We start from the raw sequence: 16,491 nt of genomic DNA on the forward strand, positions 1-16,491 counted from the left end.
AGGGATACTGAGCAGATGTCACGCGACGGCAGGCCGACCGAGATCTTCGTCAGCTACTCCCCCGCCGACACGGCGTGGGCGACGTGGATCGCGTGGGAGCTGGAGGCCGCCGGGTACAAGACCATGATCCAGGCGTGGGACTTCGTCCCCGGGACGAACTTCATCGACTTCATGGATCGTGGCGTCAGCGAGGCGCAGCTCGTCGTGGCCGTGCTCTCGCGCCACTACCTCACCTCCCGCTACGGGCGCCTGGAGTGGCAGGCCGCGCTGCGCGCCGACCCCGACGACCCCTCACGCAAGCTGGTCACGATCCGGCTGGAGGACGTCCAACTGGAGGGACTGCTGTCCACGATCACCTGGGTCGACCTGCTCGGCGTGAACGACGCCGGCCAGGCCAGGGCGCGGCTGCTCGGCCGCGTCGGCGAGGCGCTGGCCGGCCGGGCCAAGCCCGACGTGCCGCCCGCCTTCCCCACCGGCGCGAACGCCGGCGCGCAGGCGCCCACCCCGACACTGCCCGCCCCGGCCGAACGCTCCCGGGCCCGCCGCACGCCGGTGACCGCCCCCAAGTTCCCGCCCGCGACCGGCCCCGACCACCGGCGGGAGTCGCTGAGCGTGCTGCACGTCGGCGGTCCCCGCTTCGGCCGGGCGCTGCCCGACCCGGGCGAGCCGTTCACTCCGGAGGACATGCAGGCGCGCATCTGGGCGGACCTCACCTCCATGTACGACCGGGGCATGCCACGGCCCGACCTCATCGTGGTCAGCGGCGACCTGACCGAGTCGGGCAGCCTCGGGCAGTTCGGCCAGGCCACCCGGTTCGTCACGGACCTGCGGCTGCTGCTCGGGCTGGAGCCGCACCGCCTCATCCTCGTGCCGGGCCCGCGCGATGTCACCAAGGCCGCCGCCAGCGCCTACTTCATGACCTGCGAGGCCGACGATGTCAGCCCGCAGCCGCCGTACTGGCCGAAGTGGCGCCACTTCGCCGGGCTGTTCGACGAGGTCTACCAGGGGCTGGACGACCGGGTCTTCGACGGCGGGCAGCCGTGGACGCTGTTCCAGGTGCCCGACCTCAAGGTGGTCGTGGCCGGGCTCAACTCCACCATGGCCATGAGCCACCTGGAGCGCGACGCGTACGCGCAGCTCGGCGAGGCTCAGGCGGCCTGGTTCGCCGAGCGGCTGCGGCCGTACGAGGAGAGCCAGTGGCTGCGGCTCGGCGTGATGGGCCACCCGCCGTCGGCGCTGCGCGACGCGCCCATGTTCGACCGGCTGCTGTCGCACCGGCTCAACCTGCTCTTCCACGGCGCCGGCCGCGCCCACGGCCCGCAGGAGAACGGCGAAGGCGGTGTGGTGGCGCCCCGGCCGGGCCGCCACCACGTCGTCGAGATCATGCCCGGCGGGGTCCGCACGTGGGTGCCCGACCAGGAGCCCCGGCGGGACTCGCGGAGCTGGCGGGCCGCCCGCGCCCCGTTCACCGGCGAGACCCCCCAGGTGCCGCGGCCCCGCCAGGAGCCGCCGGAGCGCGAGCCCAGCCCGGTCGAGCTGCTGCTCGACCGGATCGCCGAGGTGTGCGAGGCCCGGCACGAGCGCGCGCGGATCCGCCGCTTCCCCACCCACGTCGTCGTCACCCACCCGGACGACGGGTTCGTCCGGCTGACCATGATCGGCGCGCACGTGGGGCGGATCGACGAGGCCGCCGCCGAGGCGTTCGCCCGGCAGGCGCACGCGGCCGGGCTGCAGGGCGAGCTGGTCTACCAGGGGCCGCCGCCCGAGCGCGCGCTGCGCGACGCGTTCCTGCGCAGAGGGGTGCTGCTGCGCAGCTTCACCGAGTTCCAGGGGCTGCTCGACCTGTCCGGGTACGTGGCCGAGCAGACCGCCCGGCTGGCCGGCGACCGCCGCTACCCGCCGGGGCTGTACGTCCCCCAGCGCTACCGCGAGCTGGACCGGCCCGGCCACCCGGTCAAGGACAGGCTCACCGACGAGCTGATGCGGCTGCTCACCAGCGACCACGGCCGGTTCATGCTGCTGCTCGGCGACTTCGGCCACGGCAAGACGTTCGCGCTGCGCGAGCTGGCCCGGCGCATCCCGGCCGAGCTTCCCCACCTGACTCCGATCTTCATCGAGCTGCGGGCGCTGGACAAGGCGCACTCGGTGGACGCGCTCGTGGCCGCCCACCTGGCCACCCACGGCGAGGAGCTCATCGACCTCAAGGCGTTCCGCTACCTGCTCCGGCAGGGGCGCATCGTGCTGCTGTTCGACGGCTTCGACGAGCTGGTCGCCCGGCTCACCTACGACCGGGCCGCCGACCACCTGGCGACGCTGCTCGCCGCGGCCGAGGACAAGGCGAAGATCGTGGTCGCCAGCCGCACCCAGCACTTCAGGTCGCACGGGCAGGTGCTGCGCTCGCTCGGCGAGATGGTCGGGGTGCTGCCCCAGCGGCGGCTGCTCGCCGTCGAGAACTTCTCCCGCGACCAGATCAACTCCTACCTGGTCAACCGCTACGACGACGGCGACGAGGCGGCGGCGCGCATGTCGCTGCTGGAGAGCATCGAGGACCTGCTCGACCTGGCGCAGAACCCGCGCATGCTGAGCTTCATCGCCGACCTCGACGCCGAGCGGCTGCGCACCGTGGTCCGGGCCCGCCACACCACCAGCCCCGCCCTGCTCTACCAGGAGATCCTGACGTCGTGGCTGCTGTTCGAGGAGCGGCGGACTGCGCTGCCCGGCTCGGCCTCCGGTCTGACCCTGGCCGAGCTGTGGCAGGCGGTGACGGCGCTGGCGCTGCGCCTGTGGGAGGCGGGCGAGGCGCTGCTCGGCGTGGAGGAGCTGACGGAGTTCGCCGAGACGCTGACGGACCTGGCCGGCGGCCAGCTGTCGGCCGCGCACGCCGCGTACGCGATGGGCTCGGGCAGCCTGCTGGTCCGCACCGAGGAGGGCATGTTCGGGTTCATCCATTCCTCGGTCATGGAGTGGCTGGTGGCCCGGCACGTCGCCGACACCCTCGACGACCCGGTGACGCTGGCGCGGGGGCCGCTGACGCCGCTGACCGTCGAGTTCCTGTGCGACCTGGCCGACGTACGGGCCCTGCGGGCGTGGCTGAACGACCCGCCCCCCGGGCACCACGCCGGCGCCAACGCCGTCAAGATCGCGGGACGGCTGCGCACCCCCGCGCAGGCCGACCTGCGCGGCGCCAACTTCAAGGGCGAGGACCTGTCGGAGCGCGACCTGCAGGAGGTCGACCTGACCGGCGCAGACCTGTCGGAGGCGACGCTCGCCCGCACCAACCTGTCCAAGGCCGTGCTGCGCGACGCCCGGCTCACCGGGGCCCGGCTCGACGGAGCCCTGCTGACCGGGGCCGACCTGCGGGGCGCCGACCTGTCCGGCGCCCGCCTCATCCACACCGACCTGAGCGACGTGACCGCCGAAGGCGCCCACTGGCACCGGGCGGCGCTCATCCACGTCACCGGCACACTGCCGGACCTGCCGGGCGCCGCCGTGGTGCCCGGCACGCCGGTCGAGACCCAGCTCGCGCCCGCCGCCATCGGCGTCCCGTACGGCTACCACTTCCAGACCAGCCGGCTGCCCGAGCCCATCGCCTACAGCCCCGACGGCACGACGATCGCCATCGGCAACGAGGACGGCGGCGTGCTGCTCTGCGTGGGCGGCTCCCCCGCGCGCACCCTGCAGGGCCACCACGGCCGCGTCTACGCCGTCTCCTTCGCCGGCGACCTGCTCGCCTCCGGCGCGAGCGACGGCGTCGTGCTGCTGTGGGACGCCGTGACCGGCACACTGCTACGCCGGCTGGAGGGCCACCCCGACGGGGTGTGGCCGGTACGGCTCAGCCGCGGCGGCGAGCTGGTGGCCGCGGGCGGCGGCGACGGGATCGTCCGCGTCTGGGAGACCGCCACGGGCCGCGAGGCGCACCGCCTGGCCGGGCACCAGGCGCCCATCTACACGGCCTCGTTCGGGCACGCGGAGCTGGTGACGGGCGACTCGGCGGGCGTGGTGCGCGTCTGGGACCTCGGCACCGGCGACGTGGTGGCCACCCTCGACGGCCATGGCGGCTCCGTCTACCGGGCGGTCCACAGCCCGGACGGCCGCCTGCTGGCCACCGGCGACGAGGCGGGAGCCGTACGCCTGTGGGACACCGCGACGTGGACGCTGCGCGGCACGCTCACCGGCCACGCCGGGTCCGTCTACTGCGTCGCCTTCTCCCCCGACGGCACGCTGCTCGCGACCGGCGACACGGCCGGCGCCGTCCGCCTGTGGGACCCGGTCGCGGCCGAGCCGCGGGGCATGCACACGGTCCACTCCGCGAGCGTCTACCAGGTGGCGTTCAGCCCCGATGGTCGCACCCTCGCCAGCGGCGACTCCGGCGGCGTCGTCCGCCTCCAGGAGACGGGCGGCACGGCGCGCGTCGAGCTGACCGGTCACCGCAGCTCCGTCTGGCCGTTCGCCTACCGCCCCGACGGCCAGCAGCTCGCCACCAGCAGCAACGACGGCACCGTGCGCCTGTGGGACCCGCCGACCGGAAAGTGCCAGCGGGTCCTGCGCGGCCACGGCAGGCGCATCTCCTCGGTCCGCTTCAGCGCCGACGGCACCATGCTCGCCACCAGCGGCAACGACGGTGTCGTACGCGTGTGGGAGGCGGCCACGGGGCGGCGGCTGCGCGAGTTCACGGGCACCGCGGACCGGCTCGTCTCCGCGCTGTTCTCACCGGCCGGCCCCGTGCTCGCCACCTCCAGCAACGACGGCGGCGTGCACTTCTGGAACGCCATCACCGGCGAGTACGAGCGCGAGCTCAACGTCGAGACCGACCACGTGTGGGCCGAGGCGTTCAGCCCCGACGGCACGCTCCTGGCCACGGCCAACGACGACGACAGCGTGCGCGTGTGGTACCGCGCGACCGGCCGCCTGGTCAGCGACCTGTCCGACCACCGGGGCCGGGTCCGCTCGATCGCGTTCAGTCCGGACGGCCGGTACGTGGCGACGGGCTGCGACGACCGGCTGGTCCGCGTCTGGCACGTCGAGTCCGGGGACCGGGTGGCCACCCTCGAAGGGCACACCGACCGGGTGTACGCGGTCGTCTTCTCGCCGTCGGGACGCTACCTGGCCAGCGCCAGCAACGACGGCACGGCCCGGGTGTGGGAGCTGCGGCCCGGCCGGCCCTGGCAGCCGGTGCTCAGGCACACCCTGGAGGAGCACACGGGGCGGCTGTGGTCCGTCGCCTTCGACCTCACCGGCGAGCGCCTGGCGACCGGCGGCGACGACCTGACCGTACGCGTGTGGGACACGATCACCGGGCGGCTGCTCCACTCGCTGAAGGGGCACACGCGGCGGGTGTGGTCGGTCGCCTACAGCCCGTCCGACCCGGACCTGCTGGCCACGGCCGGGGACGACGGCGTGGTGATCCTGTGGAGGGGCGAGAGCCGCCACGCCACGCTGCTCGGTTTACCGGAGGGATGGGCGGCGCTGTCGCCGGGTGGCCGGTACAAGGTGGAGGGGGAGGTGGCGGGGCAGTTCTGGCACGTGATCGGGATGTCGCGGTTCGAGCCGGGCGAGCTGGACCCGTACCTGCCGGACGTCCGCCCCGTGCCGCTCGACAGCCCGTTCTGACCGGGCGGGTCGCTGACGGGGCCTGCTTCGCAAGGGATCGCGGTCCGCGGCGGGGCCTGAGGAGCCTTGGTGGGGGCTCGCAGGATCGGAGCCCCTTCCGGGGCCTGAGGGGCCTCGTCAGGGTCTGGCGGGGTCAGCCCTTCCCGTTGCCGCCCCGGCCCGTCGGCCGCCCGCCACGGCGCCGTACGGGCCCGCCCTTGGACGGCCTGCCCTGCCCGGTGGACGGCCCGTCCTGCCGCTTGGCGCGGCCGCCCATGCGTCCGGCCTCATCCACGCCCCAGTGGGCGGGACGGGTGAGCGCTCGCGGGATCTTCGTGGCGGCGTCGCCGCGGGCCGAGTTGAGCTGCGGCTGGGTCAGGAAGACGCTGCCCCTGAGGTCGGCCCCGGCGAGGTCGGCCCCTCTGAGGTCGGCTCCGATCAGGTCGGCCAGCCTCAGGTCCGCTCCCCTGAGGTCGGCCCCGATGAGGTAGGCGCCCCGCAGGTCGGCGCCGTGCAGATCGGCTCCCCGCAGGCGGGCCCCGATGAGGTCCGCGCCCCGCCGGTCCTTCCCGTGGTCACGCCCCTGTCCGGCCGGCTGCCCGGCCGACCGCGCGGGAGCTCGTACGAGCTCGCTCACGCGCAGCAGCAGCGGGTTGACCTCGGCGCGCCACGCGGCCACGTCGAGCCCGGCCAGCTCCTCCGGGCCGAGCCGGGTGAGCGCGTCGATCTCGTCCCGCGCCCGCCGTGCCTCGTCGTGCACCGGCGCGGCATCGGGCAGCGCCAGCGCCTCCGTGAGGTACCACAGCAGCTCGTGGAGCTGCCGCACGACGGGGAACACCGCGAACATCCGCCCGGCCGTGCCCGGCGCGCTCCGCCAGTCCTGCCCGCCGAAGGTGATCTGGGAGACCTTCTGGCCGGCGCCGAAGCAGTCGTACACCGTGCAGCCCGGGAACCCCTCCTGGCGGAGGTGCTGGTGGATGCCGCACCGGAAGTCGTCCTGGAGGTTGTGGCAGGGCCGGCCGGCGCCCTTGTCGACGGCGAAGTCCGCGGACCTGGCGAACGGCAGGGCCACGCAGCACAGGGCGAAACAGCTCCCGCAGTCGGCCCGCAGCTCCGGCCGGTCCGGCGCCGGGCGAACGCCCCGGGCCCCGGCACCCTCCTGGCCCGTGTGCCCGACCGTCATGTACCCGCCCCGCTCCCCGAACCGAACTCCCGCACATCCTACCGACGCGGTGAGCAGCGTCGTTCGCGCCGGCTCCGGGCCCCCGGCTCACGATCGTCGGCCCCGGGCGGCGGGCATCCCCGTCCCGGCGGGAACGCCTGTCCCGTCAGCCGCGGGCCGCCCGGCGCAGGAGGTCGTCCCACACCTCGGCCACCCTGGTCTCCAGCTCGTCGAGCGTCCCCTCGTTCGGGATGACGACGTGCGCGATCGCGAGCCGCTCCTCGCGTCCGGCCTGCGCGGCGATGCGGGCCCGGGCGTCGCTCTCGGGCATGCCCCGGTGCTCGGCCAGGCGGGCGACGCGGACCTCGTCGGCGGCGTCCACGACGATCACCACGTCGTACATCGGAGCCAGCTTGTTCTCCGCCAGCAGCGGCACGTCGTAGACCACGATCGCGTCCTCGGCCGCCTGCCCCTGCAGCTCCGCGACCCGCTCCCCCACGAGGGGATGCACGATCGCGTTGAGCGCGGCGAGCCGGTCGGGGTCGTGGAAGACGATCGAGCCCAGCTTGTCCCGGTCGAGCGAGCCGTCGGGCCGCAGCACCTCCTCGCCGAACGCCGCCACCACCCGCGCCAGCCCCGGCGTGCCCGGCTCGACGACCTCACGGGCGATCTTGTCGGCGTCGATCACCACGGCGCCCCTGGCGGCCAGCCGCCGCGACACCTCGCTCTTGCCCGACCCGATGCCGCCGGTCAGTCCGATCTTCAGCACCCGCAAAGCCTACCCACCCTCCTCCGCGCTCACCGCCGCAGATGGACCAGCGTCAGATGGTCGTCCATGCGCTCGCGGCGGGTCTCCCGGTAGCCGAGGCGGCGGTAGAGCCGCAGGTTGCCGTCGGACAGGTGGCCGGTGAACAGGTCGAACGCCGACGCCTCCGGCACCTGCTCGTGCAGCGCACGTAACAGGGCGGTGCCCAGCCCCTCGCCCTGCCGGTCGGGGGCCACGACGAGCCGCCCGACCCGGCAGGTCGCGCCGGACAGGCGGCCGCGCACGGACCCGACGACCCGCCCCGCGTCGACGGCCTTGAGCACGACGCCGTCGCGGATGGCCTCACGGACCTGCTGGAGGGACTCGACGAGGGGCGGGATGAACGGATCGCCGTAGAGCTGGGCCTCGGTGACGTACGCCGCCCGCTGCAGCGTGAGAATCTCACCCGCGTCGGCCTCCTCGGCCCGCTGGATCTCCACGCCCAGCACCCTAGCCGAGGCCCCTGGCTCCGTGCACGGTCCCGAGAACGCTCCCGGGCCCACCCGCCCCGACGGCCCGGCTGTCCGCGGTCCTGCCCGTCAGGCGAGCATGCCGAAGAACGTCCGCAGGCTCTCCACCAGCGACTCCGGTGCCGCCATGGCCACCATGTGGCTGGGGCTCCGGTGACCGCCCCAGTGGATGATCTTGTTCTTGCGTTCGGCGACGCGCCGCATCAGCGGGAGGGTCGTGTGGGACACGCCGGTCGGCACGGCCGTCTGGTCGATCGGCATCCCGGCCGCCCCGTCGTAGTAGGTCCACGACGACGACCCGCCGGTGCCGGTCAGCCAGTAGAGGGCGGCGTTGACGAGCAGCAGGTCGCGTCCGATCGGCTCGGCCACCTCGCCGGTGGGCCAGCCGTCGAACTCCTTGAACCTCTCCACCAGGTACGCGAGCTGCGCCACCGGCGAGTCGGCGAACCCGTGGGCGAGGGTCTGCGGCCGGGCCGCCAGGTACGGGCCGTAGCCGCTCTGGCCCGCGATCGCCCGTCCCAGCTCCGCCAGCTCCGCCAGCTCCTCGGCGCCGGCCCCCTCCAGCTCGGCCGGGTCGCCGGTGGGGATGCCGAGACCGGCCGTGATGTGCGAGCCGATCACGTGCTCGGCGTCCAGGAGGGCCAGCCGGGGCGTCACCAGGGCCCCGGCGTCGTTGCCGTGCGCGCCGTAGCGCCGGTAACCCAGCCGGCTCATCAGCTCGGCCCAGGTACGGGCCACGCGCTCGATGCTCCACATCCGCTCGTCGGCGGGCTCGGGGAACGGCGAGAAGCCGAAGCCGGGCAGGGACGGCGCCACCACGTGGAAGGCGACGGCGGGGTCGAGCCCATGGGCGCGGGGGTCGGTGAGCGGGCCCATGACGTCCAGGAACTCGGCGACGGAGCTGGGCCAGCTGTGGGTGAGGAGCAGCGGCAGCGCGCCGGGCTCGGGCGAGCGTACGTGCGCGAAGTGGATCGTCTGCCCGTCGATGTCGGTGGTGAACTGCGGCCACTCGTTGAGCCGCGCCTCCTGCGCCCGCCAGTCGAAGCCGTCGGCCCAGTACGCGGCCAGGTCGCGCAGGTAGTCCACCGGGACGCCCCTGCTCCAGCCGCCGGGCAACTGCGCGGCCCAGCGGGTGCGGCGCAGACGGTCGCGCAGGTCGTCGAGGTCGGCTTGGGGAATGTCGATCAGGAATGGCTTCATGGCTCCCACACTAGGAACCAATGCGGAACATTCCGTTCCGCGATCTCCTCGCCCGGGTCGCGAATCTCTCCGTCATTCCACGCTCGCGCCCGCGTCCCGATCCGCCGGCACCGGGGTGTGACCGTCTCCTGGCTCCGCCGGTCGGCCCCGCGGACCATCGTGCTCGGCGCCGACGCTCCGCGAGCCGTGCCAGGACCTCCACAGCTCCTCGTACACCCCGCCCGCCGCGACCAGCTCGTCGTGGGCTCCGACCTCCACCACCCGGCCGTTGTCCATGACCACCGCCCGGTCGGCGTCGCGGGCCGTGTGCAGGCGGTGGGCGATCGCGATGACGGTCCGCCCCTCCAGGACGGCGGCGAGCGAGCGTTCGGCGCGCCTGGCCGTCCGGGGGTCGAGCATGGCGGTGGCCTCGTCGAGGATGACGGTGTGCGGGTCGGCCAGGATGACCCTGGCCAGGGCGAGCTGCTGGACCCGGTCCGGGCCGAGGGCGGCGCCGGACGACCGGGACCCCAGCTCGTCGTCGAGCGAGGCGACCCAGTCGGCGCCGACCGCCGCCAGCGCCTGGCGCAGGCGGTCGTCGCCGGCCGTCGGATCCGCCAGCAGCAGGTTGTCGCGGACCGTGCCGAGGAACAGGTGCTGTTCCTGGGTGACCAGGACGACGTGCTCGCGGAGCCGGTCGGGCGAGAGGTCGGCGACGGGCACCGAGCCGACGGTGACCGAGCCCAGGCGGGGGCGGTCGATGCCGGCCAGCAGCTTGCCCAGGGTGGACTTGCCGGCCCCCGAGGGGCCGACGACGGCCAGGCGCTCGCCGGGCCGCACGGTCAGATCGACGCCGGTCACCACGTCGTCGCCGCCTTCGTAGGCGAAGTGCACGCCGCGCGCCTCGATGCGGTCGCCCTGCGGCGCCGCGGCGCCGGCCTCCTCTCGCGCCGGTGTCGCGAGGCCCTCGATCCTGGCGAAGGAGGCGCCGCTGCTCTGCAGCTGCTCCAGCCAGATCAGGATCGTCTCGATCGGCTGGCCGAGCTGGCGCAGGTAGAGCACGCAGGTGACGACCGCGCCCAGCGTGACCTGGCCGCGGTCCAGGAGCACCCCGCCGAGCAGCAGCACCAGCACGGGCGGCAGGAGCGAGGCGACCTCCACCGAGGGCCAGAGCACGCCGCGCAGGAAGAGGGTCCGCAGCTGGGCGGCCCGGCTGCGCTCGATCACCCGTTCCGCCGCCCGCGTGCGCTTGGCCTGCAGGCCCAGGGCCTCGATGGTGCGGGCGCCCGCGGCGTCGGCGGCCAGGTGCTCGGCCAGCTCCGAGCGGGCGGCGCCCTCCTCCAGGTAGGCGGCGCGGGCGCGGCGAAGGTACCAGCGGGAGGCGGCCACGATGCCGGCCGGCGCGAGCAGGCCGCAGGCGCCCAGGACCGGGTCGACGAGGAAGACGGCGACGATCAGGAAGAGCGCCTGCAGGCTCGAGACGAGGATCGCGGGGGCGGCGTCGCGCAGGGTGCGGCCGACGACGGCCACGTCGGTGGTCCCGCGGGCGGTCAGGTCGCCGGTGCGGATGTGCTGGACCGTGGCGGCGGGCAGGGCCAGCACGCGGTCCAGCAGTTCGGCGCGGATGCGTTCCTGGACCCGCTCGCTGAAGCGGGTGCCGATCTTCTCGGCGTACCTGGACAGGACCAGCTGGGCCAGCGCCGCGCCCACGGCGATCGCGGCGAGCAGGTCGACCGTGCCTCCGGCGCTGATGGAGTCGATGATACGGCCCAGCAACCACGGGCTGACCAGCGCGGCGGCCGCCGCGAGGCTGTTGAGCAGCAGCGTCGCGGTGAAGCCCGGCACATCGCGCCTGACCAGGCGCAGGGCGGCCCGCCGTACCTGCCGGCGGTCGGCGACGGGCAGGTCGCGGTTCATGCGAGCACCGACCGGTAGCCGGGGGTGGACTCCATCAGCTCGCGGTGGGTGCCGGAGGCGGCCACCCGCCCGTCCTCGATGAACAGCACCTGGTCGGCCTGGGCGAGCAGCAACGGCGAGGTGGTGGCCACGACCGTCGTACGGCCGGCGCGTGCCGTACGGAGCCGCCCCGCGAGGAGGGACTCGGTGTGCGCGTCCAGCGCGGAGGTGGGCTCCACCGCCAGCAGCACCTCGGGCTCGGCCAGCAGCGCCCGGGCCAGGCGCACGCGCTGGCGCTGGCCGCCCGACAGGTTGCGGCCGCCGGGTTCGATCAACGAGTCGAGCCCGTGACGCAGCCCCGCGACCACGTCCTGCGCCGCGGCGACGTGCACGGCCCGGTGGATGGCCTCGTCGCCGGCCTCGCCGCTGCCCTGAAGGACCTCGCGCAGCGTGCCCGCGAACAGGGCGGCGTCGTGGTCGGCGATCAGCGAGGTGCCGTCGAACCCGCCCAGCCCTTCGAGCAGCGCCACGCTCTCCTCGGGCCGGGCGCTGACCAGCCCCACCAGGCTCCCCGGCGCGAAGTCCGGCCCGGCGGGCGGGGGACGCTCCTCGGCGCGCAGCGCGAGGAAGCGGGTGACCTGGCGGGCGGCGACCAGGCCGTGGCTGATCTGGAAGCTGCCTTCGATGAAGAAGGAGACCGGCACCACCAGCACGGCGATGTAGCCGTACACCCCGACCAGCTCGCCCACCGTGATCGCCCCCTCGGCGGCCAGCCGGGCGCCCAGCCAGGTGACGGCGGCCAGGAACAGGGCGGGCAATCCGGCGCCCAGCGCGCCGATCCAGCTCGTCAGCGACGCCACCCGGTAGCCCTGCTCACGCAGGCTCGCCGAGTCGGCGCGGTACCGCTCGGCGTAGGTGCCCTTGCCGCCGAAGGCGTTGAGCACCTGGAGCCCCTCGATCAGGTCGACCAGGCGGGTGGCCAGCCTGCCCTGGTTCTCGCGGTAGCCGTTCTGCACCTTCATCAGCCGCCCGAGCAGCGGGCCGAGCAGGATCGCCAGCAGCGGCACGCCCAGCAGCACCACCACGGCCAGCACCACGGAGACCTGCAGCAGCAGCGCCGCCACCACGCCGTAGCTGATCACCGAGCCCACGCCGGGGCCGGTCACCGTCAGCGAGGCGGCGATGGTGATGACGTCGCCGATGCCGATCGTCACCACGTCGCCCGTCGAAGCGCGCTTGGGCAGGTCGGCGCCCAGCTTGTTGATCTGCTCGACCAGGGCGCGCACGGTGCGGAAGTGGGCGTCCATCCGGATCTTGGTCATCGTGCGGTGCCGCAGCATCGCCAGCCAGGCGTTGACCAGGCCCGAGCCGAGCAGCACCAGCACCCAGCCGGGCGCCAGATCGTCGTCGATCGCCCTGGACAGCAGGTACGGCGGGAGCGTCAGGCTCACCATCCAGAGGGTTCCCAGCGTCGCGCCCAGCGTGACCCGGCCCTTCTGCGCCCAGGCCAGCCGGCACAGATACCGAGCCGCCTTCATGGCGATCACGCTAGAGCATGGCTTTGCCGACTCTTTGCCCGCCCTGCGCCGGCCGTTTGCGGCGGCTGTTTGCGGCGGCTGTTTGCGGCGGCCGACCCGGGTGATCGGTCCCTCCGTGCCGCACTGCCCGGGTGCGCCTGTGACGGCGACGTCGCCACGGTGCGCGAAGCCCCGCTCGCGGTGGTCGGCGCGCAGCCGGTCCCGGGAGTGCACGCGGCTCTCGTCGATCACTCCTGCTCTCGCCGCGTACGCGCCCTGGCGGGCGATCCGGAGCCGGTGGTGGTGCCGCGGATCGATGAGAGGGCGAGGGCAGGCTCTCAAGGCCAGGGCCGCGGGCGAAAGCGGGCCGGAACGCGGGAAGCCCCGCACGGATGATCCGTGCGGGGCTTCCCCCAGAACGTGCCTGCGTCAGGACCTGCCTGCGCGCGGGCTGCTACCTCAGCTCTGACCGCCGGCGAGCTTCTCGCGCAGAGCCGCGAGCGCCTCGTCGGAGGCGAGGGCGCCACCGGCCGGAGCGGAAGAGGAGGAGGAGCTGCTCGACGGAGCCGCGGACTCGCCGGTGTAGGTCGAGGGAGCGGCCTCGCCGGCCTCCGCCTCGGCCTTGCGGGCCTCCTCGATCTGCTTCTTGTGGGCCTCGAAGCGAGTCTGGGCCTCGGCGTACTGCCGCTCCCACTCCTCGCGCTGCTTGTCGAAGCCCTCGAGCCACTCACCGGTCTCCGAGTCGAAGCCCTCGGGGTAGATGTAGTTGCCCTGGTCGTCGTAGGTCGCCGCCATGCCGTAGAGCGTCGGGTCGAACTCGACCTCGGCGCCGCTGACACCCTCGTTGGCCTGCTTCAGCGAGAGGCTGATGCGACGGCGGTCGAGGTCGATGTCGATGATCTTCACGAAGATCTCGTCGCCGACCTGGACGACCTGCTCCGGGATCTCCACGTGGCGCTCGGCCAGCTCGGAGATGTGGACCAGGCCCTCGATGCCCTCCTCGACCCGGACGAACGCGCCGAACGGCACCAGCTTGGTGACGCGGCCCGGCACGACCTGGCCGATCTGGTGGGTGCGGGCGAACTGCTGCCACGGGTCTTCCTGGGTGGCCTTGAGCGACAGGGAGACGCGCTCGCGCTCCATGTCGACGTCGAGGACCTCGACCGTGACCTCCTGGCCGACCTCGACGACCTCGGAGGGGTGGTCGATGTGCTTCCAGGACAGCTCGGACACGTGGACCAGGCCGTCGACGCCGCCGAGGTCCACGAACGCGCCGAAGTTGACGATCGAGGAGACGACGCCCTTGCGGACCTGACCCTTCTGGAGGGTGTTGAGGAACGTCTGGCGAACCTCGGACTGCGTCTGCTCAAGCCAGGCACGGCGCGACAGAACCACGTTGTTGCGGTTCTTGTCGAGCTCGATGATCTTCGCCTCGAGCTCACGGCCGACGTACGGCTGCAGATCGCGGACACGGCGCATCTCGACCAGGGACGCCGGGAGGAAGCCACGGAGGCCGATGTCGAGGATGAGACCACCCTTGACGACCTCGATGACGGTGCCGGTGACGATGCCGTCCTCGTCCTTGATCTTCTCGATCGTGCCCCAGGCCCGCTCGTACTGAGCGCGCTTCTTGGACAGGATCAGACGGCCCTCCTTGTCCTCCTTCTGGAGAACCAGGGCTTCGACGTGCTCGCCCACCTCCACGACGTCAGCAGGGTCGACATCGTGCTTGATGGAAAGCTCGCGCGAGGGAATGACACCCTCGGTCTTGTAGCCGATATCGAGAAGGACCTCGTCTCGATCGACCTTGACGACGGTGCCCTCGACGATGTCGCCGTCGTTGAAGTACTTGATGGTCTCATCGATCGCGGCGAGGAAGGCTTCCTCGGACCCGATGTCGTTGACCGCTACCTGCGGGGTGCTCGAGGTGGCCTCAGTGCTGGACGTCATGTGTGGAATTGCTCCGAACGCGGACAGGATGTCGATGTGGCGGACGCGCGGCAGGCCCTCTTCCGCATCAAGCCGAGGAGTTACGACATCGACGTGACCGAGCGCGAGCCCGCTCCGTCTGAGGCGCGCGCGAGCCCACAGCGCAGCGATCAGCATATGAGACCAGGAGCATCGGGTCAATCCAAGGGACGCGCGCGGCCTGATCAATAGGCGTTGACACGGTCGTTCCACTTGGCGCCGATATTACCTCTAAGTCGCGACGGGATGGAGATCCGACCCGGGTCGCCGTCGGAGACGTAACGCTCACCGGGGTGCTTGTCCAGCCATTCCAGCCAGTACTGCGAGCACCACTTCCGGCACTCGCCCTTCTTGCCGTTGCTCTGGATGCGCTGGATCGCGCCACGCGGGAAATTTTTCGCGTAGGGCGAACGCGACGGCTCCGCCCCGGCCAGGAAGACCCCCGCGAAGTCGTAACGCGTGCCGTCCCACTTCCCGGTGCGGGCCAGCTCGCGCGGGTGCGGCGCCACCCCGAAGGGCAGGGCGAGCGTCCGCGGCGTGCCCGCGCCGAGCTTCTCCAGCATCCGCTGGACCTTGCCGATCTGCTTCTGGACCTTCTTCTTCGACAGCACGCCGAGGTTGGGGTGGGACCAGGTGTGGTTGGCCACCTCGAACCCGTGGCCGACCAGCCAGCGCACGGCCGCCGCCTGGGCCGCCTCGTCACGCAGCCCGAACGGCTCCCGGTTGACCCAGAACGTGGCCGTGGGCCGGAACGACGGGTACCGCCGGGCCACGTCGAGGATGACCCCCACGGCGGTGTCGGGCACGGGATTGCCGGAGGCGTCCAGCCGGAAGTGGCTCTCGTGGCCGTCGTCGAAGGTCAGCACGACGGGGAAGCGCCCGGCGGGCACCCGGACGTCGCCGGTGGCGAACTCGGCGGCCGTGATCGGCACGTAGCCCCGCTTGGCCAGCGTCTCCAGCTCCTGCCGGAGCTGCTCGGGGGTGCGGTCGATGGAGGCGTGGCGCTTGGCGATGATGCGGTGGTACATCAGCACCGGGACCACGCCGGCCTCGTTGGCCTTCACCTGGCGGGCGAACTCGGGTGTGGCCGCCACCCCGGGCGGCTGCCCGGCCGTCGAGGACGGCGAGGGGGCCTGTGAGGGCGTTCCGGCGGGGGCGGAGGGGTCCTGGGGCGGCTTCTCGGTCGGCGGCGCCGCCAGAGCCGCCTGAGGGCTCGGGACGGGCTCACCGGAGGAGGGGACCACCGTCAGCCCGACGACGGCCACGGCCATCACCACGACGTTCGCGACGCCGAGGAGGGGGCCGACGATCGGGGGGAAGGACGAGACTGACCGCACAGAACTCCCGTGCACTCGGGGGACCTGAATTTCAGGGTAGTGCAGAGCCGCCCGGAGAACGGCCCTCCGTACAGAGACCCCACTTCCCGGCGATATCACGGTGAAACAGCCGTGAAGGGAAGCGGCGCCCGTTATCTCAGACAACCGGACAGCCGCTTTGGTTCGGACCTCTTCCGGACGCCGACCGCGGACTCCCCCGACGCCGACCACCCCGGACGCAGACCACCCGGACACCGACCCCGAACGCCGGCTCCCCCGAACGCCGGCTCCCCCGAACGCCGACCACCCCGAACGCGGGCTCCCCCGAACGCCGACCACCGCGGACAACGACCACCCCGGACGCCGACCGCCCGGACACCCACTGCCCCCCAGACCCGGGGACGCGGGCACCGGGCACCGGCGCCGGGCGCCGCCCGCAGGCCACCGAGCACCCGGGGCCAGAGACCTTCCCGGCCGCGCGCATGACGCGTACATGCGCGCTCGCCGCGGCTCGGACAGCGGGCCCGGCGCTTCGAGATCTCCCGGCATGGCCGCCCTGACATCACCGACGATCCGGCCGAGCGCAGGG

At 73.3% G+C, this 16,491-nt stretch carries 8 protein-coding genes and 1 pseudogene; 1 reads left to right on the forward strand and 8 read right to left on the reverse strand.

Annotation, left to right across the window (positions count from 1 at the left end; all coding sequences use genetic code 11):
• Nucleotides 1–15: 15 nt before the first annotated feature.
• Nucleotides 16–5,610, forward strand: a complete 5,595-nt coding sequence (locus ACIBG4_RS02475) for a TIR domain-containing protein (RefSeq protein WP_397200344.1) — start codon at nt 16–18, stop codon at nt 5,608–5,610.
• 277 nt (nt 5,611–5,887) lie between these two features.
• Here ACIBG4_RS02475 and ACIBG4_RS02480 read toward each other — a convergent pair.
• From ACIBG4_RS02480 to ACIBG4_RS02515, 8 genes and pseudogenes are all read right to left on the reverse strand, one after another.
• Nucleotides 5,888–6,772: pseudogene (locus tag ACIBG4_RS02480) on the reverse strand (pentapeptide repeat-containing protein); the annotation flags it as partial.
• A 145-nt stretch (nt 6,773–6,917) separates the two neighbouring features.
• Nucleotides 6,918–7,520 carry a dephospho-CoA kinase gene (gene coaE / locus ACIBG4_RS02485; protein WP_397200345.1) on the reverse strand — a complete coding sequence of 201 codons (603 nt, stop codon included), beginning with the start codon at nt 7,518–7,520 and terminating at the stop codon, nt 6,918–6,920.
• 29 nt (nt 7,521–7,549) lie between these two features.
• On the reverse strand, nt 7,550–8,002 hold the full coding sequence (locus ACIBG4_RS02490) for a GNAT family N-acetyltransferase (RefSeq protein WP_397200691.1): 453 nt from the start codon (nt 8,000–8,002) through the stop codon (nt 7,550–7,552).
• Between the two features lie 93 nt (nt 8,003–8,095).
• Complete coding sequence (locus ACIBG4_RS02495; protein WP_397200346.1) at nt 8,096–9,226, reverse strand: epoxide hydrolase family protein; 1,131 nt, start codon at nt 9,224–9,226, stop codon at nt 8,096–8,098.
• Between the two features lie 72 nt (nt 9,227–9,298).
• Nucleotides 9,299–11,122 carry an ABC transporter ATP-binding protein gene (locus ACIBG4_RS02500; RefSeq protein WP_397200347.1) on the reverse strand — a complete coding sequence of 608 codons (1,824 nt, stop codon included), beginning with the start codon at nt 11,120–11,122 and terminating at the stop codon, nt 9,299–9,301.
• On the reverse strand, nt 11,119–12,639 hold the full coding sequence (locus ACIBG4_RS02505) for an ABC transporter transmembrane domain-containing protein (RefSeq protein ID WP_397200348.1): 1,521 nt from the start codon (nt 12,637–12,639) through the stop codon (nt 11,119–11,121). Before ACIBG4_RS02505 ends, ACIBG4_RS02500 begins: the two co-directional genes overlap by 4 nt.
• 438 nt (nt 12,640–13,077) lie before the next feature.
• Nucleotides 13,078–14,568 carry a 30S ribosomal protein S1 gene (gene rpsA, locus ACIBG4_RS02510; protein WP_310709233.1) on the reverse strand — a complete coding sequence of 497 codons (1,491 nt, stop codon included), beginning with the start codon at nt 14,566–14,568 and terminating at the stop codon, nt 13,078–13,080.
• A 203-nt stretch (nt 14,569–14,771) separates the two neighbouring features.
• A complete protein-coding gene (locus tag ACIBG4_RS02515) occupies nt 14,772–15,923 on the reverse strand; it encodes a polysaccharide deacetylase family protein (protein WP_397200349.1) in 1,152 nt (383 codons plus the stop codon).
• Nucleotides 15,924–16,491: the final 568 nt, after the last annotated feature.

It is taken from the genome of Nonomuraea sp. NPDC050383 (assembly GCF_044459125.1).
Taxonomy (GTDB): Bacteria; Actinomycetota; Actinomycetes; order Streptosporangiales; family Streptosporangiaceae; genus Nonomuraea.